23 protein-coding genes and 1 tRNA gene are annotated in these 24,198 nt (G+C 68.8%); 18 read left to right on the top strand and 6 right to left on the bottom strand.

Going from position 1 to position 24,198, the window contains the following annotated elements; translation table 11 throughout:
• Positions 1 to 95: 95 nt before the first annotated feature.
• From P0W64_RS07490 to P0W64_RS07520, 7 genes are all read left to right on the top strand, one after another.
• Positions 96 to 782, top strand: a complete 687-nt coding sequence (locus P0W64_RS07490; protein ID WP_343232843.1) for a haloacid dehalogenase type II — start codon at positions 96 to 98, stop codon at positions 780 to 782.
• Positions 783 to 965: 183 nt separating this feature from the next.
• Entirely contained in the window at positions 966 to 2,078 is a 1,113-nt protein-coding gene (locus P0W64_RS07495; protein ID WP_275479456.1) for an ABC transporter substrate-binding protein, read from the top strand.
• The gene (locus P0W64_RS07500; protein WP_275479457.1) at positions 2,059 to 3,150 is read left to right on the top strand and encodes an iron ABC transporter permease; all 1,092 of its coding nucleotides are present in this window, start codon (positions 2,059 to 2,061) and stop codon (positions 3,148 to 3,150) included. The genes P0W64_RS07495 and P0W64_RS07500 overlap by 20 nt, the downstream gene beginning before the upstream one ends.
• Positions 3,151 to 3,154: 4 nt before the next feature.
• On the top strand, positions 3,155 to 3,898 hold the full coding sequence (locus P0W64_RS07505; protein ID WP_275479458.1) for an ABC transporter ATP-binding protein: 744 nt from the start codon (positions 3,155 to 3,157) through the stop codon (positions 3,896 to 3,898).
• Positions 3,895 to 4,512, top strand: a complete 618-nt coding sequence (locus tag P0W64_RS07510) for a hypothetical protein (protein ID WP_275479459.1) — start codon at positions 3,895 to 3,897, stop codon at positions 4,510 to 4,512. The genes P0W64_RS07505 and P0W64_RS07510 overlap by 4 nt, the downstream gene beginning before the upstream one ends.
• Positions 4,509 to 5,135 carry a hypothetical protein gene (locus P0W64_RS07515; protein WP_275479460.1) on the top strand — a complete coding sequence of 209 codons (627 nt, stop codon included), beginning with the start codon at positions 4,509 to 4,511 and terminating at the stop codon, positions 5,133 to 5,135. Before P0W64_RS07510 ends, P0W64_RS07515 begins: the two co-directional genes overlap by 4 nt.
• Positions 5,132 to 5,656 (top strand): hypothetical protein, encoded by a 525-nt coding sequence (locus P0W64_RS07520; RefSeq protein WP_275479461.1) that lies wholly within the window; start codon positions 5,132 to 5,134, stop codon positions 5,654 to 5,656. Before P0W64_RS07515 ends, P0W64_RS07520 begins: the two co-directional genes overlap by 4 nt.
• Positions 5,657 to 5,708: 52 nt before the next feature.
• Here P0W64_RS07520 and P0W64_RS07525 read toward each other — a convergent pair whose 3' ends face one another.
• Positions 5,709 to 6,281, bottom strand: coding sequence for an XRE family transcriptional regulator (locus tag P0W64_RS07525; protein WP_275479462.1), 573 nt, complete (start codon positions 6,279 to 6,281; stop codon positions 5,709 to 5,711).
• 90 nt (positions 6,282 to 6,371) lie between these two features.
• Here P0W64_RS07525 and speB point away from each other — a divergent pair, with 90 nt between their 5' ends.
• From speB to P0W64_RS07545, 4 genes are read left to right on the top strand one after another with little or no spacing between them, the layout of a single operon-like run.
• Positions 6,372 to 7,349, top strand: a complete 978-nt coding sequence (speB, locus tag P0W64_RS07530) for an agmatinase (protein ID WP_275479463.1) — start codon at positions 6,372 to 6,374, stop codon at positions 7,347 to 7,349.
• 12 nt (positions 7,350 to 7,361) lie between these two features.
• Complete coding sequence (locus tag P0W64_RS07535; protein WP_275479464.1) at positions 7,362 to 8,819, top strand: amino acid permease; 1,458 nt, start codon at positions 7,362 to 7,364, stop codon at positions 8,817 to 8,819.
• Complete coding sequence (locus tag P0W64_RS07540; RefSeq protein WP_275479465.1) at positions 8,812 to 9,621, top strand: carbon-nitrogen hydrolase family protein; 810 nt, start codon at positions 8,812 to 8,814, stop codon at positions 9,619 to 9,621. Before P0W64_RS07535 ends, P0W64_RS07540 begins: the two co-directional genes overlap by 8 nt.
• Positions 9,618 to 11,318 carry an NAD(P)/FAD-dependent oxidoreductase gene (locus P0W64_RS07545; protein WP_275479466.1) on the top strand — a complete coding sequence of 567 codons (1,701 nt, stop codon included), beginning with the start codon at positions 9,618 to 9,620 and terminating at the stop codon, positions 11,316 to 11,318. The genes P0W64_RS07540 and P0W64_RS07545 overlap by 4 nt, the downstream gene beginning before the upstream one ends.
• A gap of 30 nt (positions 11,319 to 11,348) precedes the next feature.
• Here the strand turns inward: P0W64_RS07545 and P0W64_RS07550 are convergent, their stop codons facing one another.
• Together P0W64_RS07550 and P0W64_RS07555 are read right to left on the bottom strand one after the other, a co-directional pair.
• A complete protein-coding gene (locus tag P0W64_RS07550) occupies positions 11,349 to 12,908 on the bottom strand; it encodes a cytochrome P450 (protein ID WP_275479467.1) in 1,560 nt (519 codons plus the stop codon).
• 48 nt (positions 12,909 to 12,956) lie between these two features.
• Complete coding sequence (locus P0W64_RS07555; protein ID WP_275479468.1) at positions 12,957 to 13,220, bottom strand: hypothetical protein; 264 nt, start codon at positions 13,218 to 13,220, stop codon at positions 12,957 to 12,959.
• Positions 13,221 to 13,418: 198 nt separating this feature from the next.
• Between P0W64_RS07555 and P0W64_RS07560 the strand changes: the two genes are divergently transcribed.
• Genes P0W64_RS07560 through P0W64_RS07570 form a run of 3 tightly spaced genes read left to right on the top strand, consistent with a single transcriptional unit; the run spans position 13,419 to position 16,668 of the window.
• Positions 13,419 to 14,639 carry a histidine kinase gene (locus tag P0W64_RS07560; protein WP_275479469.1) on the top strand — a complete coding sequence of 407 codons (1,221 nt, stop codon included), beginning with the start codon at positions 13,419 to 13,421 and terminating at the stop codon, positions 14,637 to 14,639.
• Positions 14,636 to 15,292, top strand: a complete 657-nt coding sequence (locus P0W64_RS07565) for a response regulator transcription factor (protein ID WP_275479470.1) — start codon at positions 14,636 to 14,638, stop codon at positions 15,290 to 15,292. Before P0W64_RS07560 ends, P0W64_RS07565 begins: the two co-directional genes overlap by 4 nt.
• Positions 15,293 to 15,339: 47 nt before the next feature.
• Positions 15,340 to 16,668 carry an APC family permease gene (locus P0W64_RS07570; protein WP_275479471.1) on the top strand — a complete coding sequence of 443 codons (1,329 nt, stop codon included), beginning with the start codon at positions 15,340 to 15,342 and terminating at the stop codon, positions 16,666 to 16,668.
• Here the strand turns inward: P0W64_RS07570 and P0W64_RS07575 are convergent.
• Entirely contained in the window at positions 16,652 to 17,443 is a 792-nt protein-coding gene (locus tag P0W64_RS07575) for a crotonase/enoyl-CoA hydratase family protein (protein ID WP_275479472.1), read from the bottom strand. The genes P0W64_RS07570 and P0W64_RS07575 overlap by 17 nt on opposite strands.
• 122 nt (positions 17,444 to 17,565) lie before the next feature.
• Between P0W64_RS07575 and P0W64_RS07580 the strand changes: the two genes are divergently transcribed.
• From P0W64_RS07580 to P0W64_RS07590, 3 genes are read left to right on the top strand one after another with little or no spacing between them, the layout of a single operon-like run.
• On the top strand, positions 17,566 to 18,147 hold the full coding sequence (locus P0W64_RS07580) for an HhH-GPD-type base excision DNA repair protein (protein ID WP_275479473.1): 582 nt from the start codon (positions 17,566 to 17,568) through the stop codon (positions 18,145 to 18,147).
• Between the two features lie 56 nt (positions 18,148 to 18,203).
• Positions 18,204 to 18,971 carry a hypothetical protein gene (locus tag P0W64_RS07585; RefSeq protein WP_275479474.1) on the top strand — a complete coding sequence of 256 codons (768 nt, stop codon included), beginning with the start codon at positions 18,204 to 18,206 and terminating at the stop codon, positions 18,969 to 18,971.
• Between the two features lie 3 nt (positions 18,972 to 18,974).
• Positions 18,975 to 19,427: an NUDIX domain-containing protein gene (locus P0W64_RS07590; RefSeq protein WP_275479475.1), complete on the top strand. Its 453-nt coding sequence runs from the start codon at positions 18,975 to 18,977 to the stop codon at positions 19,425 to 19,427.
• Positions 19,428 to 19,493: 66 nt separating this feature from the next.
• Here the strand turns inward: P0W64_RS07590 and P0W64_RS07595 are convergent, their stop codons facing one another.
• Positions 19,494 to 20,720 carry an MFS transporter gene (locus P0W64_RS07595; protein ID WP_275479476.1) on the bottom strand — a complete coding sequence of 409 codons (1,227 nt, stop codon included), beginning with the start codon at positions 20,718 to 20,720 and terminating at the stop codon, positions 19,494 to 19,496.
• A gap of 277 nt (positions 20,721 to 20,997) precedes the next feature.
• Here P0W64_RS07595 and P0W64_RS07600 point away from each other — a divergent pair.
• Positions 20,998 to 21,068, top strand: a tRNA-Cys gene (locus tag P0W64_RS07600).
• A 22-nt stretch (positions 21,069 to 21,090) separates the two neighbouring features.
• On the opposite strand, the gene P0W64_RS07605 is transcribed toward P0W64_RS07600, so the two are convergent.
• On the bottom strand, positions 21,091 to 23,715 hold the full coding sequence (locus P0W64_RS07605) for a LuxR family transcriptional regulator (protein ID WP_275479477.1): 2,625 nt from the start codon (positions 23,713 to 23,715) through the stop codon (positions 21,091 to 21,093).
• Positions 23,716 to 24,198 lie beyond the last annotated feature (483 nt).

Below are 24,198 nucleotides of genomic sequence, written 5' to 3' on the forward strand. Positions count from 1 at the left end.
CACCCTGACGCCGAAACGGTTCGGCGGGCAACGAAATATACGACTGCGGGTCGGTAGGATCCGAGTCGGCCACATCGCGAGCGGAAGGACCGGCGTTGCAGTACCGCGCGTATCTCTTCGACATGCAGGGCACCCTGTTCGACTTCTTCACGCCGGTCGCGGCCGCAGTCTCCACGTACTTCGCCGACCGCGGACTATCGGTGGATTCGGCAGAGTTCACTCGCGCATGGCGCGCAGACTACTTCCGCCGCGTCGGCGCGATCCCTCAGTCGCCGACGTGGACGACCGTGCAGTCCCTGTACGGCGCGGGCTTCGGCGACGTATGCGAGCAGTTGCACCTTCCGAGTCCATCGCCGGCGGATGCGGAGTCGGTCGCGGAGAGCTGGCAACGCCTCGTCCCCTGGCCCGACGTGCGCCCCGGCCTCGACGGGATCCGAAAGGACGCGTTGACCGCCACGCTCTCCAACACCGACATGTCGACGATCGTGACGCTGTGCCGCGACACCGACATCCGATTCGACGCGTACTTCACGGCCGAGCTGTTCGGTCGTTTCAAGCCGGATCCCAGCGTGTATCTCACAGCGCTCCGCTACCTGGGGGTCGAAGCCCACGAGGCCGCACTCGTCGCATCGCATCCGTACGACCTGCGTGCCGCCGACGAGCTGGGGCTGGGCACCGTATATGTGAATCGCCCGCTGGAGTTCGGTGAGGGCGGCTCACCCGATACACCACTCGACGGCGAGTTCGGGCAGACCGTCGACGAGGTCCCGGCGATCCGCTGACCCGGCCTGTGCCACCGGCCCGACGGATCAGTCCGCGCTCCTCAACCCGGCGACGCTGCCCCGAACCTCTTCCTGTTATTGGGTTATGCTCACCTAACCCATGCGTACCGGGGCGAACGAAGAACAGGTGGTGGCCACGTGCCGAGCAGTCGATCCCTCCCGTATCGGGCTCAGAACCCGGGTATGCGTGTCCCACTGCGACGCCAGCGTCTGGTCGCCCTGCTCGTCGCTGGCATGCTGACCGTCACCGCAGCGTGCTCCTCGCGCACGGCCGTCGACACACCGGAGAAGTCGGGACATTCCATCACGATCACCGACCAGCGCGGCAAGAAGATCACCCTGGACGGACCCGCCCGCAAGGTCGCCTTCGCGGTGATCCCGGCCCCGTCGATCTTCGCCGCTGTCGACCGCAGCTACGACAAGATCGTCGGAATCAACCAGTCGACGCTCGTGGCGAACAAGGGCGGGATGTTCGCGAAGATCTTCCCCGCATCGACTCGCTCCGCCGTGATCTCGGGAAGCGACTTCGTGCCGAACGTCGAGACGATCACCCAACTCGATCCCGACGTCGTCATTCAGTGGGGTGACCGGGGCACCGGAGTAACCCAGCCGATCGAGAACGCGGGCTACCCCGTCGTCGGCCTGAAGTACGGCACCCAGGAGGACCTCGAGACGTGGATCCAACTGTTCTCACAGATCGCCGGGAAACCCGATCGCGGCAAGGAACTCGTCGACTGGCAGCACTCCGAGCTGGCGGCCATGCGCAAGACCGTGGCGACGCAGACCGGGCACCGGCCGCGCGCGATGATCCTGTCCAAGACCGGGGATGCCTTCAGCACCACCGCCGGCTCGGGCTATGACGGCTTCCAGTTCGATCTCGTCGGCGCCGACCTGGTCAGCAAGGGGGTCACCTCCGACAGCACGCAGGTCAGTCCCGAGCAGATCATCGCGTGGGATCCAGAGGTCATCATGCTGAGCGGCTTCGATACCAGCACGCCGGCCGATATCTACTCCGACCCGCGATTCGCCAACGTGAGCGCCGTGAAGAACAGGAAGGTGTACAAGACCCCGCTCGGCGCCTACCGATGGCAGGTACCGAGCATGGAGTCTCCGTTGATGTGGCAGTGGATGAACCGCATCCTGTACCCGGGGAAGAAGGACGGCACCCTGCGCGACGACATCCGGAAGGCTTTCGACAACCTCTACGGGTACAAGATCACGGACGCCGAGATCGACCAGGTACTCCGGCTCGACATGAACAAGGACGCAGCGAACTATGGCCAGTTCCTCCGCTGATCTGGCCCCGACCACGACGCCCGACGCGCCGCGGCGGATCCGCCGCGCGTTGGGGGCCGACGCTCTGCTGATCGCGGCATTCACCGCGCTGCTGCTGGTCGTCGCGGTCGCCGCACTCGCAGTGGGCCGGTACACGGTGCCGCCCAACGAGATCGTGCGGATGCTCGCCGGCCAGGTGCTCCCCATCACGCGGACCTGGTATCCGCGAGAGCAGTCCGTGGTGCTGGACGTACGGCTCCCCCGCGTCGTCCTGTCGATCCTGATCGGAGCCGGCCTGTCTCTGACCGGTGCCGTGATGCAGGCTGTGTTCCGCAACCCGCTGGCGAGCGCGCAGATCCTGGGGGTGTCGTCGGGCGCCTCGTTCGGAGGCGTGCTGACGCTCCTGTTCGGCCTGGGCAGCGCCGCCCTGGTAAGCGGAGCATTCCTGGGCGGTGTGCTCGCCCTCGTCCTGGTACTCGCCATCGCCAGGGCCGTGCCCGGCGCGCCGCTACTGATGATCATCCTCGGCGGTACCGTGGTCGGCGCGATGTTCCAGGCCATGGTGTCGTTCATCACCTATATCGCCGACCCGTACAGCCAGCTTCCGTCGATCGTGTTCTGGCTCATGGGATCCCTCGCTTCAGCGAGCTACTCGAAGGTCCTCGTCGCCGCCATACCGATCATCCCCGCTGCCGTGGTGATGCTGGCCCTGCGCTGGCGCGTCAACATCCTGTCGATGGGCGACGAGGACGCGAGCGCCATCGGAGTCCGGCCGCAGCGTCTCCGGATCGCGCTGCTGATGTGCGTCGCACTCGTCACGGCCGGGTCGGTGTCGGTAGCCGGCGTCGTCTCGTGGGTCGGCCTGGTGGTCCCGCATCTCGTGCGCATGATCGTCGGCACCGACAACCGTCGGGTGATGCCGATCAGCGCACTCCTCGGCGCCGCATACCTGACGGCGATCGACACCCTTTCGCGCACCATCAGCTCCGCCGAGATCCCGATCGGCATCCTCACCGCGATCATCGGGGCCCCCTTCTTCGTCGCGCTCCTGGTCCGCAACCGCAACCGCCTGTGGGGGTCCGTGAATGCTTGACGCCGTGGCGATCTCGTTCCGCTACTCGAGCAGACGGCCGTGGATCTTCACGGACCTGTCGGTCCGCGCCGAACAGGGGGAGGTGCTCGCGATCCTCGGCCCGAACGCGCGCGGCAAGACCACGGCCCTCAAGTGCATGGCGGGCCTGCTCCGGCCCGAGACCGGCATCGTGACCTCGTCCGGCGCGGTGGGCTACGTGCCACAGAGCCACTCGGCGGTGTTCTCCTTCAGCGTCCTCGACATCGTGGTGATGGGCCGCGCCCGCAAGGTGCGGATCTATGAGACGCCGAGTAGCTCCGACCGGATGGCCGCTCAGGAGGCACTGGAGCGGGTCGGCGCCGGCCACCTCGCCACGCGGGTCTACACCGGACTCAGCGGCGGCGAGCGTCAGCTCACGCTGATCGCGCGGGCCCTCGTGTCCGAATGCGACACGATCGTCCTCGACGAACCCGCGTCGGCCCTCGACCTTCGCAATCAGGCCCTGGTACTCGGCGTACTGCGGGATCTGGCCGATCAGGGCATGGCCGTGGTGATGACCACCCATCATCCCGACCACGCGCTGCACGTCGCGGAACGGGCAATGCTCATGCTCGGCCCGGACGATCAGCTGGTCGGTGCCACGCATGCGCTTCTCACCGAGGAACGGCTGAGCGAGATGTACGGCATCCCGATCGTGGCGGCAGACGTACAGACACCCAGCGCTCTGCGTAGGCTCACCGTCCCCGACTTCGGACGCGGCGTCTCGTGACGGTGTTGCGCGCCACGATGTCCCCGTCACGCGACCGCACCGCCGACGGGATGCTCGAAGTCGACGTCTACGACCTCCCGAAGGCGATCACCGCCGAGACCACGGGCGTCTACCTCAACGGCGACATCGATCAGATCTTCCTGTTCGAGCGCCGGGACCTCCTGTCCGACTTCGTCTTCCGGGGCGGACGCGTGCTGGTCAACGGACATGCCCAGCGGTCTTTCCTCACCAGGCTCCCCCTGTGGCGGAGACTCGACTACCGCACGCCCGCCGACCTCGTCATCACTCGGGTGACCGACCATCCCGTGTGGAGCGGGATCGCCACCGAGGCGCTGCTGTTCAACACCGGGCGGAAGGGGCGGCTGACACACGAGGAACGCCGCCGTACCGGGGTCGCGGGCTTCTACGGCCGCGGTTGCTACCTGCACCTCCCCCACGAGGCGCGGGTGATCCACACCATCGGCACCACGGCTGCCCCGCTCGACTTCGAATACCCGTTGGGGCGCGGCCACGTCCTCGTGCACGGCGGCAACGACCTGCTGCAGTTCGCCGACGTCGATCGCGACACCGAACGGATGCGCCACCAGATCGTCGAGTGGTTGGAGGGGGCGTGACCGGCTCGCGACCCCCGACAGTGGTCCTGATCCACGGCGGTAGCCACGCCCAGCTGGCGACGCTGGCCGATCCGGCGTTGGCGCCGTACCGGATTCGGCCGCTACACGTCCGCACGAGCGCGGTGACCGAGATCGACGACGCCGAGGTGGTGATCGTCGCCGACCGATTGCGGCCCGATCTGCTCGAGAGGTGGACCGACGCCTTGTTGGCCTGTCTCGGCGACGACCGGACGCTGATCGTGTACGGGGAGAACAACGTGGGTGACTGGATTCCGGGAGTGACGGAACAGCGTCGGCCGACCGATTTCTGGTGGTGGCGCACCGGCGAGGACAGCCGGATCCGGCCCGCGGCACCGGAACATCCGGCCTGGCACTACTTCTCCGAACGCGCAGTGGTGTGGCACTACCACGGCGTCCTCACCTCGCCACCGGGAGCGCTCAGCCTCGTCGACCTGCACACACCGGAAGGTACGGTCGACGGGTCGATCCTGACCCTCGACGACGCGAACCACCATGGCCGGCTGCTGATCACCACGATGGACCCGATCTACCACCATGGATCGGGCTTCATGCCCGGCGCCACGCAGCTGCTGTACTCGTCGCTCCACTGGGCGACCCGATGACGCGGAGAGAACCGTTGCTCACAGTCCATGAGGCCGGTAGCCGGATCGACCTGTCCTTCGACGACCTGATGAAGTACCACGGCACCCGCTTTCCGGGCGGTGTCGCGCACGCCTACCGCGCGCTCGAACAAGCGCTGCTCTCGCTCGGCGAAGTCGAGCGGCGCGAGGTCTTCGTGCGGACCGCGTTTCCCGGCCCTGGTGGCCGCGACGCTATCGAGATGGCCCTACGCGCCGTGACCGACGACCGCTACTTCGTCGATCCCGAACTGGCACAGCCGCAGCGCGGTCCGACGCTGGCGAGGTACGTGTGGGCATTCACCTACCGCGGCCGAACCGTCGCCGTGCAGCTCCGCGATGCCGGATTCGTGGTGCCCGAGTTCATCGACCTCGGCGCGACCGCCCACCGGACGCCGGCACAGGAACAGCGCCTCACCGTCCTCAAGCGCGAGATGACCGATCGCCTCCTCGCCCCCGCTGTCCACAACGTCTACGAGGAGATCGCACCCCCGCCCGTCGGATGAGCACGGACGGCCCCAGGATGCCCGACGGCGGGGCAGACACGTAACGCACCGGTCAGTACCGCGTCTCGTCCGGGAGGGCCGGTGCGAGCGACCACAGAACGCGGGCACCGTCGGGTCCGGCCCGGAACGTGTGGCGACGGCGCGGATCGAACGTGAATCCGTCACCGGCCGACAACTGCACTGTCGCCGCACCGGTGAACGCGATGTCGAGCACACCGTCGAGCACGAAGGCGAAGGCCACGTCTGCGGGCAGTGCGTACGCCTCGTCGCCACTGCCGCCGCCCGGGACGATCTCGCTGAGGATGGTCTGCAACCGCCGCTCGCCGCCGGTGGTGAGCAGGAACTCGCGGACGCCGTCGCCCCCGAATGCGATGGGTGGGTACGCGCCCGAGCGCACCACGTCGCCCACCGACGGCCCTTCGAACAGCGATCCCATCGGGATATCGAGCGCGGCACAGAGTTTCACGAGGGTGGCGACCGAGGCGCTGACGGTGTCGCGCTCGAGCTTGGAGAGGTAGCCCTTGGTGATGTCGACCTCGCGCGCGACATCGGCCAGCGTCCGCCGCCGCGCGAGCCGCGCTGCCTTGAGCACCTCCCCGATCCGCACGTCCCCCATAGCTACCATGGCGCCCCTTCAGGAAACTCGAGTTGACAACGTCGCGAGTGTACACCGATCATGTGATGCGAACCACAACGCTTCCATGTAGGAGGTCCCTTGCCCGACACACCCATCGGCCCCGACAGCCCCATCGGTCCCGTCGACGCCAGCGTCATCCCGCGGTACTGCGGACCTGAGACATTCGCCCGCCTGCCGCGCCTGGACCAGGTGGAGCGGGCTGCGGTCAAGATCCTCGGCATCCCCTTCGACACCGGAGTGAGCTACCGGCCCGGCGCACGGTTCGGCCCGGGCCACATCCGCGCATCGTCGAAGCTGTTGCGCCCGTACAACCCCGCACTCGCGGTGTCGCCGTTCGCGGTGCACCAGGTGGCCGATGCGGGCGACCTGCCGGTCGATCCATTCGACATCCAGGAAGCCCTCACCGCGGTCGACGAGCACGTGAGCGCCTTACGCTCCGACGGGTCGACAGTGCTCACACTCGGCGGCGACCACACGCTGGCCCTGCCGCTGCTCCGGTCGGTCGCGCGCACACACGGCCCGATCGCCGTCCTGCACTTCGACGCGCACCTGGACACGTGGGACACCTACTTCGGGGCCCCCTACACGCACGGCACGCCCTTTCGGCGCGCGAGCGAGGAAGGGCTCATCGATCTCACCCGATCGATGCACATCGGCACGCGCGGCCCGCTGTACAGCGAGCAGGACCTCACCGACGACGGTGTGCTCGGCTTCCAGGTGATTCGATCCGACGACTACGAGAACGACGGCCTAGCCTCTGTCATCGACCGGATGCGACGCCGGCTCGGCACGGGTCCGGTCTACGTATCGGTCGATATCGACGTCCTGGACCCGGCGCACGCACCGGGCACCGGAACCCCGGAGGCCGGTGGCATGACGAGCCGCGAGCTGCTGAACACCCTGCGTGCGCTCGTCGGCCTGAACGTGGTGGGCGCGGACATCGTCGAGGTGTCGCCGCCCTACGATCACGCGGAACTCACCGGCATCGCCGCCGCGCACGTGGCGTACGAGTTGCTGTCCGTCCTCGCCCGCAACGCGGGCGTCGCGGCGGAGTGAGCGGAGGACGACATGTCACAGCCCCTCAGCCGGGGACTCGGCTCCGCGCTCCTCGCTCGGAAATCGGTCGACCGCATCGTCGCCGACAACGCGGCCGTCGACACCCACGATGCCTCACACGGCGCGGGACTCAAGCGCTCGATGGGCGTCGTGCATCTCACGGCGCTGTCGATCGGTGCGTCGCTCGGCACCGGGATCTTCGTCATTCTCGGCGAGGCGACGCCGAAGGCCGGTCCGGCCGTCATCGTCTCGTTCGTGCTCGCAGCCGTCACGGCGCTGTTCTCGGCGCTGTCCTATGCCGAGATGGCAAGCTCTATACCGGTTTCCGGTAGCTCCTACTCATACACCTACGCCACCATCGGTGAGTTCTTCGCGTGGGTGTGCGGGTGGTGCCTGCTGCTCGAGTACGGCGTCTCCATCGCGGCCGTCGCCGTCGGCTGGGGCCAGTACATCAACGAGCTGCTGAACGACATCTTCGGATATCAGCTGCCGGAGACGCTCGCAGCTCCGCCCGGCGACGGCGGCACCGTGAACATCCCGTCGATGGTCATCGTTGCACTCGCCGCGCTGGTGCTGCTCGGCGGCGCCAAGGAGAGCGCCGTGCTCAACACCGTGATGGTGGGTCTGAAACTCGTTGTGCTGGTGTTCTTCTGCGCGGTCGCCTTCACCGCTTTCAAAGCGGGTAACCTGAGCCCGTTCGCGCCGCTCGGCGTCGCCGGCGTGACGGCGGCGGCATCGCAGGTCTTCTTCTCCTATATCGGATTCGACGCGGCGTCGACCGCCGCCAACGAGGCCAAGAACCCACAGCGCGACCTCCCGCGCGCGATCATCTACTCGCTCGGCATCATCACGGTCCTCTACTGCCTCGTCGCGCTCGCCGCCCTGGGCGCGATGCGCTGGGCCGAGTTCGGCGGCAGCGAGGCGTCGCTCGCGAAGGTCCTCGCAAGTGTCACGCACTCGACGTGGCCGGCCGTGATCCTGTCCATCGGCGCTGTAGTCGCTATCGCCAGCGTCGTCCTCGCCGTCCTCTACGGGCAGACCCGCATCCTCTACACGATGAGCAAGGACGGGCTCGTACCACCGGTCTTCGCCCGAGTCAGCCGCCGCAGCCGGGTCCCGGCTGCGAACATCGTGATCGTCGCCGTCCTCGTCGGGCTGCTGGCGGGCCTCGTCCCCCTGGGCGAACTCGCAAACGCCACATCGATCGGCTCGCTCTTCGCTTTCGCCCTGGTGAACATCGCGGTGATCGTGCTGCGGTACAAGCGTCCCGATCTAGAACGCAAGTTCCGTACACCGCTCTTCCCGGTCGTCCCGGTCATCGGCGTCGCACTCTGCGGCTATCTGCTGGAGAAGCTCGAGGCGCCCACATGGATCGCCTTCGGGCTGTGGACCGTCGTAGGCCTGGCCGTCTACTTCGGCTACGGTATCCGTCGTTCGAGACTGCGAGCTCGTGAGGCCGAGCATGCCTGACGCATTGTCCGTCGCCCTACTGCAGGGGCCGCAGTCACACCCCGGGCCCCCGACCGTGGCCCGCAATCTGGCCGCCATCGCCGAGGCCGCGCGCACGGCTCGGGGAGCCGATATCCTGGTCACGCCGGAGATGTCGGTGACCGGATACGACATCGGCGCGGCCGCGGCCGATCTCGCGCAGCCGGTCGACGGCTCCTACCACGAGGCCGTTGCTCGGGTGGCTGCGGACAACGACCTCGCGATCGCCTATGGCTACCCCGAACGGGACTGCGGACGCGTCTACAACACGGTCACCGTCGTCGCCCCGGACGGTCGCGTGCTCGCGAGCTACCGCAAGACCCACCTGTTCGGCGATATCGACCGGTCGCGGTTCGCGCCAGGTGATGAACTTCCGGTCAGGTTCTCCTACAAGGGTTTTCCTTGTGGCCTGCTCACATGCTACGACGTGGAGTTCCCGGAGACGGTCCGCGCGCATGCCGACGCCGGCACCGAGCTGCTGCTGGTACCGACCGGCCTGATGCGGCCCTACGACCTCATCGCCGAGCACGTCGTACCGGCACGGGCGTACGAGTCGCAGCTCTATATCGCCTATGCGAACCGCTGCGGCGCAGAGGATTCACTCGAGTACTGCGGCCTGAGCGTCGCAGTGGCTGCCGACGGCGAGGTACTCGCCCGCGCCGGTCGCGAGCCGGAACTGCTGTCCTTCACCGCTTCCCGGGCCGCGCTCGCCGAGAGCCGTCGCGTCAACACGCATCTCGCCGATCGCCGTCCCGACCTGTACCCGCGAGGAGATGTCCGATGACGCAGCCCGTGAACCACCATCACGCCGATGGAGCCGACGAGCCACCGCTCACGATGTTCGGCCCCGACTTCCCGTTCGCATACGACGATTGGGTCGCGTCACCGGAGGGGCTCGGATCCATCCCGGAGTCGGCGCGCGGCACCGAGGTCGCGATCATCGGCGCCGGCCTGTCCGGCCTGGTCGCGGCCCGCCACCTGGCGCGGTTGGGACTCGAACCCGTCGTGTACGAGGCGGAACGGATCGGCGGGCGCATGCGATCCGAGCGGTTCGACGGCTACGACGACGACATCGTCGCCGAGATGGGCGCCATGCGCTTCCCGCCGTCGTCGACCACCCTGTACCACTACCTGAACGAGCTCGGCCTCGACACCGCGCCCTTCCCCAACCCACTCTCGGAGGCGACTCCGAGTACGGTGGTCGACCTCAAGGGCCAGGCGCACTTCGCGCGCACCGTGAACGACCTGCCGCAGGTGTACCGCGACGTCGCCGCAGCGTGGGACGCGACGCTCGCGGACCACGCCGATGCCGCCGAGCTCACCGATGCGATCCGGCGGCGCGACGCAGCCCGGCTGCGCAACGTGTGGGGACGCCTCGTCGAGCGCCTCGATGACCAGACCTTCTACGGGTTCCTCACGGACAGCGACCACTTCCGGTCCTTCCGGCACCGTGAGGTATTCGGCCAAGTGGGCTTCGGAACAGGCGGCTGGGACACCGACTACCCCAACTCGATGCTGGAGATCCTGCGCGTGACGTGCACCGCCGCGGACGATCACCACCGCGGAATCGTCGGAGGGTCGGACCAGCTGCCGATGCGGCTGTGGGACACACCCTTCGGCGAAGACGGTGTGTCGGTGAAGGACCTCAACGGAGGCGCGCCGCGGCCGGCTGTCACCGCGATCCGCCGGACCAGCAGGGCCGGCGGATACCGCTACACCATCACCGACGCCGCCGGCGAGATCCGCAGCTACGACGCCGCGCTGTTCACCGGACAGGCGTGGATGCTGCTGAACACCATCGACTGCGACGACGACCTCCTGCCCATCGATCACTGGACCGCCGTCGAGCGCACGCACTACATGGGCAGCTCCAAGGTGTTCGCTCTGGTCGACCGCCCGTTCTGGAAGGACGTGGATCCCACGACCGGTCGAGAGGCGATGTCCATGACCCTGACCGACCGGATGAGCCGCGGCACATATCTGCTGGACCACGGCGACGACAGGCCGGGAGTCGTCTGCCTCTCGTACACGTGGTCGGACGACTCTCTGAAACTTCTACCCCTGGACGCGAACGCTCGCATGGATCTCATGCTCAAATCACTGGGCGAGATCTACCCGGACGTCGACATCCGCAGCCACATCATCGCAACACCGAAGACCGTCTCGTGGGAGACGGAGCGGTATTTCATGGGCGCGTTCAAGGCGAACCTGCCCGGCCACTATCGATACCAGGAGCGGCTCTACACGCACTTCATGCAGGACCGCCTCGACGAGCGTCACCGCGGATTCTTCCTTGCGGGAGACGACGTCTCATGGACCGCCGGATGGGCCGAGGGTGCGATCCAGACGGCGCTCAACGCCGTCTGGGGCATCGTCCACCACCTCGGAGGTGCCACCGCACCCGGAAACCCGGGGCCCGGGGACGTCTTCGAGCAGATCGCGCCCATCCGCCTCGGCGATGAACGCGGCACCCGCATCTAGCGCGCAGACCCGACGCCCAGCGCACAGAGCCTAGTGGCGGGCCAGGGCGGTGACGAGGCCGCCGTCGCCGGGGATCATCGTGACGTTCCGGTGCCGAGGCCGCTCGGGTGCGGCGGCCGTAGTGGCGAGGTCGACGCGCCGCAGGATCTCGGTGACGACGACCTTCAGCTCGACCATGGCAAGACCCGAGCCCAGGCAACGGCGGTTGCCGCCGCCGAACGGCATCAGCTGGTGCGGCGAGGGCTTCACACCGACGAACCGCTCGGGATCGAATGCGAACGGCTTCGGGTACAGATCGTCGCGGTGGTGCAGCAGCAGGATGTTCACCAGCGCCACGACTCCCGGGTCCACCGACACCGAACCGAACCGCCATGGCCGCAACAGCTCCCGAGCGACCACGGGCACGACGGGACGGCTACGCATCGACTCGTTGATGACGGCGTCGATGTACGTCGAATCCTCGCCACGGGCGGCCTGGACTGCCTGCGCGTACACGTCCGGGTGCCGAGTAAGCCGCTCGAAGGTCCACGCGACGGTGTTCGACGTCGTCTCGTGCCCCGCCAGCACGAGTGTCAGCAGCTCATCGCGGATCTCACTGTCACTCAGCGGGTTACCGTCATCACCGCGGGCCGCCATGAGCACCGTCATGATGTCGGTTCGGCCGCCTCCGTCGGCACCGCCCGCGCCCTCCGCGCGCCGCTCGGCGATCACGCGGTACACGGCGTCGTCGAGCGGTTCGAGCACCCAGCGCAAGAGCCCCTTGGGCTCACGGCTACGGGAGTTCAGTAGCTGCGCGATGGTGGCGAGCGGATGCGTCGACAGGTGCAACAGGCGCACCATCGACTCCCGCACGGCCCGCTCCGAGGGCGTCGCATACGCGACCTCTTCGATGCCGAAGACCGCGGACATGATGACGTCGAGCGTGATCTGCTGGCCGAGGTCGGCGAGCCGCACAGGCTCCCCCGGCACCCACTCGTCGATACGCCGAGCAGTCGACGCCACGATCCTGTCCTGGTACGCCGCCACTGCGCGCCCGTGGAACTGCGGCAGCAGCAGACCGCGCTGCTGCTTGTGTCGCGGACCAATCGACGTGAGCACCGAGTTCGGCCCGATGATCGGCCGCAGCGGAGAGAACCGTGTCGCCGACGGCGCGATGTCCGGCGACGCCGTCATGAGCGACTTGATATGCGCCGGATTCGACACCACGACAATGCGCCCCGGCCCGCCGGCCAGGTCCGAGCGCCACACCTCGCCCAGTTCATCCGCGTTCGCGAAGACCAGGTCGCCCTCGCGCAACACGTAGCGCAGCGACGTGGCGACCGGTCCACCGTCGCTGTGCGGTGCGTCGCGCAGACGCGCGGCCTCGTCGTCGGTGATCGGCCCAGCCTCGTCGTCGCCACCGTGCATGCCGCTGTCGGTGTCCTCGGGCGTGAGGTGCCAGTCGGCGTCGGGCAGACCGAGCCGCCGTCCGAGGCCGCCCTGGAGGACGAGCCGTGCACCACCGCCGAGCAGCGTCGTGGTCCCGTCGAGGAGCCCGGTGGCCCCGGACGTGAGCGAGTGCCGCACCCGCCGGGTCGTCACCGCGGTCATCGTGTCTCCTGCTTTCGTGGTTGCTGTCGTGTCCACTGTCGAGCCTCCTCAGTGTGCCCCGGCCAGGCCGTGCCCGTTCCGCGTTCCTGCGCGCCGGCGCCCGTGCGCCACCGCGATTCCCACCGCCTGCAACTGGCCCGCCACCCGCAGGTGGTATCGCGCCCGGCGGACCCGGCGTGCCGCAAGAGCCCGCTGGGCGTCACGTCGAGCCACCGCGTCGCGGATCTCGCGCCCGCGGAAGTCGACGGGGTCGGAGTCGTGCACCATCCACAGCAGCCCGATCAGTACGGCTCCCGTCACGATCCAGAACATGTCGTCCTCCTCTTTTCGCCTGCCCGGCTCCTCCGGGCGGCCTCACCCCCCGGGGTCTCCGGGTGACTAGAACGCTACGGAGCCGATCACCCCAGGTCAGCGGCCCGCGGGAGGAACTTTCTCCCCGCCCGGGGGCGGGGCGCAGGTTCCGCCTCCGGGAGGAGGACGCCCAGGCCACCCCGTGGCTAGACTCGGCGGATGCGCTGGTTGGAGGCGCGGTACCGCCGTGCATTCGCACTCATCGGGTACGAGTACCCGCCGAGCTACATGTTCATCACCGATCTGGGTAGTCTCTCGCTGCTCATCTCGGCCCTGGTGCCGCGCCTGCTGGACGGGCCCCGCGGCATCCAATGGCTGTGGCTCGCGCTCGCGGCCTCGGCGTCGCTGTGCACCGTCGTCGGTGTGCTGTTCGACAGGAAGAAGCTCTCTATCGCGCTGCATACCGCCGTCGTGATCGCCTCGGCAGCGCTGTTCTGGATGGTGCCCACGGCCGTCGACGCCGTACCCATGCTGCTCGTTCTGTGCGCCACGACCGCCGCGGCCGTCACGCCCTTGCGCATCGCGTTCGCTCATCTCGTCGCACTCGACCTGACGCTGCTCGCCGCAGGCATCGCGCACCGCGTGCCGCAGATGTGGCTGTGGATGATGATGCTGTGCTTCGGCTCGGCCGTCGGTTACCTCCTGCAGAACCAGCTGCAACTCCTGCGCGCCGAGCGCCGGCAGCGCATCGCACAGGAGGCCCTCGACCGCGCCGCGATCGCACGCGAGGTCCACGACGTCGTAGCGCACTCGCTGTCGATCGTGCTGCTGAACGTCACCGGCGCTCGGCGTGCCCTGCAGGAGGACGCGGATCCCACCTCGTTCGACGTCGAAGCCCGCGCCGAGGCACTCGACGCCCTCCGCGACGCAGAGCAACAGGGCCGCGCCGCGATGACCGACGTGCGCCGCACGATCGCCCTGCTGCGCGAGGACACGACCCCGAGCACGCCCCAGCCGGGCCTGGGAGACCTGCGCGAACTCGTCGCAGGGTTCCACCGCGCGGGCTCCAAGGTGTCGCTCCGGCTCCGCGATCCGTTTGAGACCCTCACCAGCGCAACCGAACTCGCAGCATTCCGGGTGGTACAGGAATCCCTGTCCAACGCAGCCAAGCACGCCCCTGGGACGCGCGTCGACGTAACCGTGGGACCCGAGCCCGGGTATGCGCTCGCGGTTCGGATCCGGAACGTACTCCCCGCGGATGTACGGGCACAGGCCGGCGGCTCAGGCGTGGGCGGGATGCGCGATCGCGTCGAGAGCGTCGGAGGCAGCCTGCGCGCCGGACCCGACGACGGGGCCTGGCGCGTCGAAGCCCTCTTCCCGGCCGAGCCCGCTGCAGTGCGGAACTGCCCGGTGCGACCCCGACTCGAGGAGATGACGTGATCCGGGTACTGCTCGTCGACGACCAGGAGCTCGTACGCTCCGGGCTGCGCCGGATCCTGCGCCGCAAGGACGGTTTCGACATAGTCGCCGAATGCGCTGACGGTGACGAGGTGCCGTCGGCCGTCGCCGCGTCGTCCCCCGACGTGGTTCTCATGGACCTCCGCATGAAGCGCATGAGCGGCATGGAGGCCACTCGCCGTCTGACGGCCGACGAGGGTGCGCCCCCCGTCCTCGTACTCACCACCTTCAGTGACGACGATCTGCTGTCCGAGGCGCTCCGCGCCGGAGCCGCGGGGTTCGTGCTCAAGGACTCGCCCGCGGAGGAGCTGATCCGGGCGGCGAGGCTGGTCGCCGACGGCGAGGCGGTACTCGATCCCGCGGTCACGGCTCGCGTGCTCGCGGCGTACCGGGCCGCCCCGGCACCGTCGACGGCGAGGCAGGTGGAAGGCCCGCTCACAGCACGCGAGCAGGACGTCCTTGCACTCATCGGGCGTGGGCTGTCCAACGACGAGGTCGCGGCGGAGCTCGTCATCTCGACCGTGACCGTCAAGAGCCACATCGGGTCGATATTCTCCAAGCTCGGCGTGCGCGACCGCGCCGCGGCCATCGTCTACGCCTTCGACAACGGTCTGGTGCGGCCACGCGATCCGTGAACGCACCGCATAGCCTGGGCGGGTCCGACGAACTTCAGGAGCCGCGCATGACCGAGACCGCACCCGACCTCCACCGCGTGATGGACCTGCGGCACCTCGTGGGAAACGGGCTGGTGATGATCGGCCCGGCGGCCGCGGTAGGAATCCTCGGTCCCCTCGATGCCCGCAGCGGCGGTGCGGTCGGCACCGTGTACGTCGTCGCCACCGCGGTGATGGCCCTGACCGCGATCTCCTACGCGCGAATGGCCGGCGCCGTTCCGCGCGCCGGCTCGGTCTATTCCTACGCGAGCGTCGGCATCGGACCGCGCGCCGGTTTCATCGGCGGCTGGATGGTCCTACTCGACTACTTCCTCGTGCCATCGGTGGCCTTCCTGTTCACGGGCATCGCGTTGCACTCGGCGATCCCGCAGGTGCCGGCGTGGGTGTTCAGCGCCGGCGCACTGGTGGTGGCGACCGTGCTGAATCTGGCCGGCGTGGCCTACCTCGCGCGGGCGGCGCTCGTGATCGTCGTGGCCGAAGTGGTCGCATTGGCTCTAGCGATCGGCGGAGCGCTGGCCGTCATCACCTCCGGCGGGGCACATCGCGGCCTGTGGACGCCGTTCACCGGCGCCTCCGGTTTCTCGCCGACCGCGGTGATCGGTGCGGTCTCGGTGGCCGCAGTCGCCTACCTGGGCTTCGACGCGATCGCGACGTTCGCGGAGGAGACCCGAGGCGAGACGGTTCTCGTCGGGCGGGCGATGGTCGCATGCCTCGCGCTCGCCGGACTGCTGTTCGTGGCGCAGTCGTACGTGGCCGAGGTCCTCGCACCGGTGAGCCCGGCACATCTCGCCGCCGATCCCTCACTTCAGGGCTCGCTGTACTACGACACCCTCCGCAGCGAGGTCGCACCATGGATCGCGACCCTCCTGAGCTACGCCAAGGCGGTCGGTGCCGCGTTCGCGGGCATGGTCGGCCTCGCCGCCGGCGGGCGCGTGACGATGACCATGGCTCGCGACGGGCGCTTGCCGCGTCGGCTCTCCCGCGTGTCCGAGCACAGCGGCGTCCCCGTGGTCGCGACCGTCGGCGTCACCGCCGTGACGGGCATCGTCGCGGTGTGGGCGGCGAACAAGGACGACGGTCTGGACCTGCTGTCGTCGACGGTGTCCGTCGGCGCGCTCAGCGCATTCGTACTGGTGCACGCCTCAGTGGTCGGCTACTTCCGAGGGACGGACGTACTCCGCTCCGTGGTCGTGCCGGTAGTGGGGATCGCGGCGCTCATCGCGGTGCTGGTGTTCGCAGATCACACCGCGCAGATCGTCGGTGCGGTGTGGCTCGCGATCGGCGTCGTCTACATGCTGGTCGCCGGCCGCGTATCCCGGACTACTGACGCTCGATGAATTCCGGCGTCTCCTTGTTGAGGGCCGCGTTGCGCGCGATCGCGTGATTCTTGCCGCGGAGCAGGCCCAACTGCAGCGCCTGCTCCACAGGGAACGAGAACCGGGAGCCGCTGTACCAGGTGTTCTCGAACAGCGCCTTGGACGCGGCGACCGCGTCGGGCGAGCGCTCCTTGAGCTTCTCGATGAGCTCGGCGGCCTGGGCCGCGGGGTCATCGGACACGGAGCTCACCAGGCCCCAGTCGAGCGCCTGCTGGGCCGAGAACGTCTCGCCGGTCATCGTCAGGCGCTTCGCTACGTCGATCGTGGTGAGCTGCGCGATGGACGCGGACAGGGACATGTCGGGTATCAGTCCCCACTTGGCCTCGAGGATCGAGAAGTCGGAGCCTGTGTGCGCGAACCGGAAGTCCGCGCCCAGCGCGATCTGGAGACCGCCGCCGAAACAGTGCCCCTGCACCACCGCGATCACAGGCGCGGGCACGCTCCGCCAGGCCCACCCCGCGGCCTGGAAGCTGTTGGCAGCCGACGTGCGGCGCGGCACGAAGTTCATGAGTAGCCGCCGCTGCTCCTTGCCCGCCGATGCGAAGTCGAGACCCGAGCAGAAGGACGGTCCGTCGCCTGTGAGGACGACGGCCCGCAGACTGTGGTCGCGCTTGGCACGATCCGCCGCCCTGGCCAGGTCGTCGATCATGTCCAGGGTGAGCCCGTTGTGCTTCTCCGGCCGGTTGATGCGCACGTACGCCACGTCGTCCCGTACGTCGTATTCGATGTTCGACACCGTCTCGCTCCTCGCTCCGCTTTGTCGGTTCCTCCAACGAGACTAAGGGGCGCCGCGACACCGCCTCATACAGGACGCGCCGCCACCGTTCGATCCGCAGGTACGGTCGGTAAGCTCACGGCATGTCCACCACGCCCGTGTTGCGCATCACGCAGGAACCCGAGTCCGATGCGGTCCTGTCCGAGCACCCGTTCGCCCTGCTCGCGGGGATGCTGCTGGATCAACAGTTCCCCATGGAGCGCGCGTTCGCGGGACCGTGGAAGGTGTTGGAACGCTTCGGGAGTATCGACCCGAAGGCGATCGCGGAGGCCGATCCTGCGACCTTCGAGGCGCTGTGCACCACACCACCCGCGATCCATCGGTACGGCCGCGCGATGGCGGCGAGGCTGCAGACACTCGCTCGCATCGTCGTCGACGAGTACGACGGCGACGCGAGCCGGATCTGGACGGAAGCGTCGTCAGGCGCGGACCTGGTGAAACGCATCGAGGCCCTGCCCGGGTTCGGCGCGCAGAAGGCGAAGATCTTCGCGGCGCTCGTCGGCAAGCAGCTCGGATGCAAGCCGCGCGGCTGGGCCACGGCAGTGGGCGACTACGGTAAGTCCGGGTTCCGGTCCGTGGCCGACGTCGTCGACGGCGAGTCGCTGGCAAAGGTCCGTGCCTACAAGAAGGAGATGAAGGCCAAGGCGAAGGCCGCGAGCGCCTGATCGCCGTCACCCGCCCGCCCGTACGAGAGAACGGTCCACGGAGGAAACCCGCTTCCATGACGCAACCCGACGATCCCCGGGCCGACGCGGCACCCGAGGCCGATGCCGCTGCGCCCGAGGATCCCGCGTCGCCGGCGGAGGCCGGGCCGGGAGACGAATCCGACTCGTCCGGTCTCGCCGAGGGCTATCACGTCGAGCAGGCGTACTCGCAGGCGATCCCCGAGCAGAAGCCCCGCGTGCAGGTTCCGCCCGAGGCGGTCGTGACGGGCGCGATCGCGACGCACCCACCGGCCCGCACCGGTGGCGGCGGCCGCACCCTGGTCGTGGCCCTCTTGGCGGTGGCCTCGCTCGCCGCGCTCCTACTCGCGATCCTCGTGGTCGCACTCGGTAACCCTTCGCACAACAGCGCCGGCGAGAGCAGCGGGCAGGCGCCGCAGTCCGACGCGGCCGGGCAGGTGTTCAAGGTGAACGACTGCCTGTACGGGGTTGCGAGCGACCCGCAGGTGGGCGACTGCGGCAACGGCGGTTCACCGTACCGTGTCGTGAAGATCATGCCCGTGGGACAGACGTGCGCCGACGACCAACCGTCCGTATCCCGCGGCCGCTCCTACTGTCTGGCCCCCAACCTGAACGTCAACTACTGCTACAGCTCACCCGCGAGGGGTGGATGGATCCAGCCGGCCGCACGGTGCAACGCACCGGGAACGGTGACCGTGGTGTCGGTGGTCCCGGGTAAGAAGGACGACAAGCTGTGCCGCGGCGCATGGACCAAGTCGTACTTCTACTCCAACCCGGCGCTCACGGTGTGCGTCAAGGAGTACTGAGGCGTGGTCACCAGCGCCGGGCTCGTGCTGTACCGCCACCGGTCCGGCGGCGTCCAGGTACTCATCGCACATATGGGCGGCCCCTTCTGGGCGAAGAAGGACGATCATGCCTGGTCGATCCCGAAGGGTGAGTACACCTCGGAGGAGCCACTGTCCGCGGCCGAGCGCGAGTTCGCGGAGGAGCTCGGGTCGCCCGCCCCGGCGGGCCCGGTGCTGCCACTGGGCAGCGTGCGGACCAGCGGCAAGACCGTGATCGCGTTCGCCCGTGAGGGCGATTTCGACGCGTCGTCCATCGTGTCCAACACGTTCACGATGCAATGGCCGCCACGCTCGGGCCGCACCGCCGAGTTCCCCGAGGTGGACCGCGCCGAGTGGTTCGACCTGACGACCGCGACACAGAAGTTGGTGAAGGGCCAGGCGCCGTTCCTGGTGCGCCTCGGCCAGGCGCTGGCGTGACTCGATGCGCCGTCACGAACCGAGCCGTGTGATCGCCTATCCCGCTATATAACGGGATAGGCGTCCTCAGAACGCGTTTCGTGACAGGAAGCGGTTCCACAGCGCGGCCGACAGGATGACCGCCGATGCTACTGCCGGCGCACACTGCGCCGCGGCGGTGCCCAGAGAATCGGCCAGCCAGCCGTTGATCGCCGATGCAGCGGACTGTCCGACGATGATTCCGGAACCGGCGATCGTCATCACCGTGGACGCACGCCCACGGGGACTGCGCGCCGAGGCGAGGCTGAACTCGGTGACCAGGGTCGGTCCCACACCGACCCCGGCCACGAGCATGCCGATGAGCATCACGGGCAGCGTCGATGCCGTGGCCACGATCGCCGATCCGATGAGCATGGTCACCGCCGACACCAGCCAGCGCGCCGCCAGCGGATATCTCGCAGGGACCAGGGCGGTCGCAAGCGCGCAGGCCGCGGAGCCGACCCCCATCACGCCGTAGAACAGGCCCGCACGCTCGGCATGGCCGAGGTCCTGCATGAAGGCGGTCAACCCGGTCAGCGCCGAGCCGAAGAACAGGCCCATACCGAGAACACCGGTGTATACCGCGAGGAGCCCCGGGCGCACCAGCTCGCCCTTGGACGCCTGCTCGGCGCGCTCCTCGTGTTCCGCAACTTCACGAGCGCTCGGATGCAACGCGAACGCGGTGACGAACAGCGCCGTCAGGACCGCCGCTCCGATCATCGGTGCCGCCGGGTTCAGCGTGGTTGCGAGCAGGCCCACGATCACGGGCCCGAAGACGAAGATCACCTCGTCGGCGGCAGACTCGTAGGCCATCAGGCCGGTAGTCACCCGCGCGTGTCGGGACTCCGGAAGGCCACGTGCAATCATTCCGACGAGGCGACTGCGCGATAGCGGCGACACCTGCGGCGCCGACGCGCCAACCGCGAATGCGCCGGCCAGCACAGCGCCTCCCGGTAGTGGGCTGAACACGAGCCACGCGAGCGCCGATAGTGCGAACCCGTTGACGATCCCGGCTACCAGCACGACGCGCCGCTGCCCGAACCGATCCGCCGCGGCGCCCAGCAGCGGACCGAAGGCCGCGACCCCGACACCCACGCACGCAGATGAGAGACCGGCGAATCCGAGCGATCCACGCCCGGCAACGACCAGCGTCAGTACACCGACCACCATCATCGCGTAGGGCAGACGCGCCATGAACGCCACCGGGAAGTAGGTGGGGCCCGCCAGACCGATCAGGGACGTCCCCTCGGCCTCGCGGTCCACGGTGCCGTGCATAATCCGTACCTCGTAACTCTCCCGCGGGCGACCGCGACGCTCTCGTGCCGCCTTAGTCACCCTCGGGGGGAGCCAGGTAGATACACCTTCCCTTTCGGCCGCGGCCGACGGCCGCGCACCCGGCGATGATACCCGCGCCGGATCCGACTCCGGAACCGCGTCGCAGGGATGGTGACCAGCCTCTCAGCGAATGCCGATGCAGGTGGAAGGGATTCGCGCCCCTGTGAGTGCAACCCTTCCTGCACGAACCGGGCGGCCTGCACAATCGTGGACGCATGCGGGTATGGCCGAGAGGTGAGGCAGCGGTCTGCAAAACCGTCCACGCGGGTTCGAATCCCGCTACTCGCTCAACGTCTCACAGCTCCGGTGGTCACCGCCGGGAGCGGACGAGCGCGGCGAGCACGTCGCGATCGGGCGCGTCGACCTTGATGCAGGCCCGGTAGATGTGGCCCTCGACGGTGCGGACCGACACCGTCAGGCGCTGGGCGATATCCCGGTTCGACAAGCCCTCGGCCACGAGGCTCGCGATCTCGCGTTCGCGGGCACTGAGCGGCAGCGGCCGAACGGCGTCCCGCAGCGCAGGCGTTGCGGCACCGCCACATTCGCGCGCGAGTCCTGCAGCGCGCGCCGCCTCGGCGGCCCCGGCTCCTCGGCGCCCTGCCACGTCGAACAGGCGCGCCGCCTGCGCCGCGGCGTCGGCCGCGGACAGCATCACGCCCGTCTCCTCGAAGCGGTGCGACACCCGGGCCAAACGATCGGCGTCGGCTGCTGCCACCGCCTCGGCGTGCTCGACGAACCTCTCGCACAGGTCGCCGTCGATCCGCCCCGCCAACTCCCCGAGCCGTCCACCGACGCCACGACTGCCGAACCTGGCGGCATGGTGCAGGGATTCGGCCTCGAGTGCCCACTGCCCCGTGCGGCGTGCCTGGGTCGCAGCGGTGCAGGCGAGGTCGGCCGCAGATCGGTCCGCCCCACGCGCGGCAAGTACCCAACTGCGCGCCAGCGTCCGCGCCGGATCATGCACGGCCACTTGGGGCCCGACGTGTTCATCGGCGTCGGCCAGCACCCGCTCCGCCTCCGATGCCCGTCCCAGGGCCGCGTACGCGCGCACGAGGATCAGGCGCGCCGGCAACCGCCAGGGCAGCGAGGACTCGGCATTCAGGGCGGCGAGAGCCTCCTCGATCGCCGCGACCGCGGCCGGGAACCGTCCGGAATGCGTGTCGACCAGGCCCGCGCTGATCCGCGCGATCGCCCAGCCCGTGAACTGGCCTGTGGACGAGAATCCGCCGTGCTCCCTCAGGTGTCGCTGCGCCTCATCGATCCGCCCGAGGTACACCAGCGACAGCACCTCGCCGTATCCGATCATGGCGTGGATCAGCCCGTCGGTGGACTTGCCACCGCGGCAGCGTGCGGCGATGGCAGGGAAGCGCGTGCCGCGACCACCGGGCCCGAGTGCGAGGCCCGCGGCGAATGCTGCGAGCTCGACGGCCTGCTCAGGTGCCTGTGGATCCGACACCACATCGTCAGCAGTCGACAGCCCCTCAGCCAACCGATTCTCGTGAATCGCGACCGTGGCACCGATGGCGGCCACGACGCGGGCCAGCGCCGGAAACATCACGCGTGCCTGGAGCAGGTCCAGCAACGCGTGCGCGCGAGCGGTGTCACCGAGGCCCCAGAAGAGGTTCGACAGGCGCGGGATACCCCAGCGCACCAGATCCAGCTCACCCATCTCATCGGCCGCGAAACCGGACAGGATCTCCTCGGCCTCGGTAGGGCGGCCCTGCCACATGACCGCCCGAGCCAGCAGCTCCGCTGACGGGACGTCCCGCTCCGCCTGGAAGGCCCTACGCGCCAGCGCCTCGCCGAGCGGGAGGTCGGCGAGAGACACCGCGTCCTTCGCGGCCGCGCGCAGCAACTTGGCATCGACCGGTTGGTCACTGTCGATGTGCAGGCGTGCCAACCGGATTCGATCGGCGGCCGAATCCACGCCCTGGTCTCGCAGCGCGCCCGCGATACGCCCACGGATCCGGCGCGACGTCGCGGCACCCGTCCGCCGCCGGACCGCGTCTCCGAACAACGGGTGCGCGATCCTCGCGTGCGGGGCACCATCGGTATCGACGATGCGGACCAACCCGGCCGACTCGGCGGCGTCGATGGCCTCGTCGCCCGCCAACTCGGCGAGCGTCGCGAGCCGCATAGGCTCGCAGAACGCCAGGTGCCGCAGGACCGACACCGCTGCGGGCGCGGCCGCATCCATACGCGACTCGAGCAGGTCCGCGAGTCCCTCGGGAACGGCGGCGGTGCCGCGTAGCTGCCAGACACCAGCGACCTCGTCGAGCCGGCCCGCAGCGACCGCACCCTCGACGGCGTGCCGCAAGTACAGTGGGTTGCCTGCCGAAACGTTCCACAGGACGTCGGCGCTGAGACCTTCGATCGGCCCGCCGAGCACGCTCTCGACCAGTTCCACGGTCTCGTCGCGCCCGAGCGCCCCGATCTCCACACGCGCCATTCGCCCGTCCTTCCACAGGGCGGTCACGGCGGCGGGCACGGCCTCGCCGGTGCGGATGGTGACGACGATCCGCGCGGCATCGTCGATCGCTATCTGCTGCAACAGCATCGCCGATAGCGGGTCCAACAGGTGCGCATCGTCGACGGCGACGACAGCGGCCGTGTGGAAAGCCGGCTCCTTGCCGCCGTGTCCGATCTCGGGGGCCGCCAGCAACGCACTGCGCGCGGCGGCGAGTAGCGCGATCGGATCGCGCCCGGGGATCGAGGGAAGCCACGGAGCGAAGACGCCCAGCGGCACGCCCTGCGAAGACTCGGTGCAGGCGGCCCAGCGGACCGCGGGCCCGAGACCGTCCGCTACGCGACGCGCGAGCGTCGTCTTGCCGACTCCCGCGGGCCCGGCCAGCACGACACCTCCGCCGGTGCGCACGGCGGCCACCGCCTCCCCTGTTTCGACGGGGCGGTCGATCACCCGCCAACGGCCGTGCATGCCCCTCATCCTATCGGCGCCGCCTCGCCCCCGCCGGGTAACTGCGGCGAGATCTATTGCGGCAGTTCGTTGATCGAAGGTTCGATTCGCGCTACGCCGTTGACGCTGTGCCTGTATCCACTCGACGAGTCGTAGACCCGGAGCTTGAGCCGGTTGATCGAGCCGAGCGGGCGGTGCGCGGCCAGCCCGGTGAACGGCGTGAACGACAGGTTCTCACCGAACTCCAGCCGCTCCGGCGTGTGCGGATCCTGCTGCGGGAAACTCAGTCTCGCGACGGTACGGAAGGGAGACAGGTCCTCGGGCCATTCGTGCCGCACGTCCTCGATAGGCATAGCAGCGAGATCCGTACACAGCTGGGCCTGCACCTCGTACTCCGCCGCGGATCGCGCGTAGAACGCCTGGACGTCGTCGGCGAACGCATCGTGCCCTCTGGCGATCGGTGGCTTCCCGACCAGCGCCCTCACCTCGGGTGACGACGGCACC

Source organism: Tsukamurella sp. 8F (assembly GCF_029167375.1).
Taxonomy (GTDB): Bacteria; Actinomycetota; Actinomycetes; order Mycobacteriales; family Mycobacteriaceae; genus Tsukamurella.

Coding starts and splice junctions, on each gene's coding strand:
- P0W64_RS07500 (WP_275479457.1), top strand. CDS start 2,059: ATGGCCAGTTCCTCCGCTGATCTGGCCCCGACCACGACGCCCGACGCG.
- P0W64_RS07495 (WP_275479456.1), top strand. CDS start 966: ATGCGTGTCCCACTGCGACGCCAGCGTCTGGTCGCCCTGCTCGTCGCT.
- P0W64_RS07560 (WP_275479469.1), top strand. CDS start 13,419: ATGCGCTGGTTGGAGGCGCGGTACCGCCGTGCATTCGCACTCATCGGG.
- P0W64_RS07520 (WP_275479461.1), top strand. CDS start 5,132: ATGACGCGGAGAGAACCGTTGCTCACAGTCCATGAGGCCGGTAGCCGG.
- P0W64_RS07550 (WP_275479467.1), bottom strand. CDS start 12,908: ATGACCGCGGTGACGACCCGGCGGGTGCGGCACTCGCTCACGTCCGGG.
- P0W64_RS07540 (WP_275479465.1), top strand. CDS start 8,812: ATGCCTGACGCATTGTCCGTCGCCCTACTGCAGGGGCCGCAGTCACAC.
- P0W64_RS07605 (WP_275479477.1), bottom strand. CDS start 23,715: ATGCACGGCCGTTGGCGGGTGATCGACCGCCCCGTCGAAACAGGGGAG.
- P0W64_RS07595 (WP_275479476.1), bottom strand. CDS start 20,720: ATGCACGGCACCGTGGACCGCGAGGCCGAGGGGACGTCCCTGATCGGT.
- P0W64_RS07535 (WP_275479464.1), top strand. CDS start 7,362: ATGTCACAGCCCCTCAGCCGGGGACTCGGCTCCGCGCTCCTCGCTCGG.
- P0W64_RS07570 (WP_275479471.1), top strand. CDS start 15,340: ATGACCGAGACCGCACCCGACCTCCACCGCGTGATGGACCTGCGGCAC.
- P0W64_RS07545 (WP_275479466.1), top strand. CDS start 9,618: ATGACGCAGCCCGTGAACCACCATCACGCCGATGGAGCCGACGAGCCA.
- P0W64_RS07585 (WP_275479474.1), top strand. CDS start 18,204: ATGACGCAACCCGACGATCCCCGGGCCGACGCGGCACCCGAGGCCGAT.
- P0W64_RS07555 (WP_275479468.1), bottom strand. CDS start 13,220: ATGTTCTGGATCGTGACGGGAGCCGTACTGATCGGGCTGCTGTGGATG.
- P0W64_RS07525 (WP_275479462.1), bottom strand. CDS start 6,281: ATGGTAGCTATGGGGGACGTGCGGATCGGGGAGGTGCTCAAGGCAGCG.
- P0W64_RS07580 (WP_275479473.1), top strand. CDS start 17,566: ATGTCCACCACGCCCGTGTTGCGCATCACGCAGGAACCCGAGTCCGAT.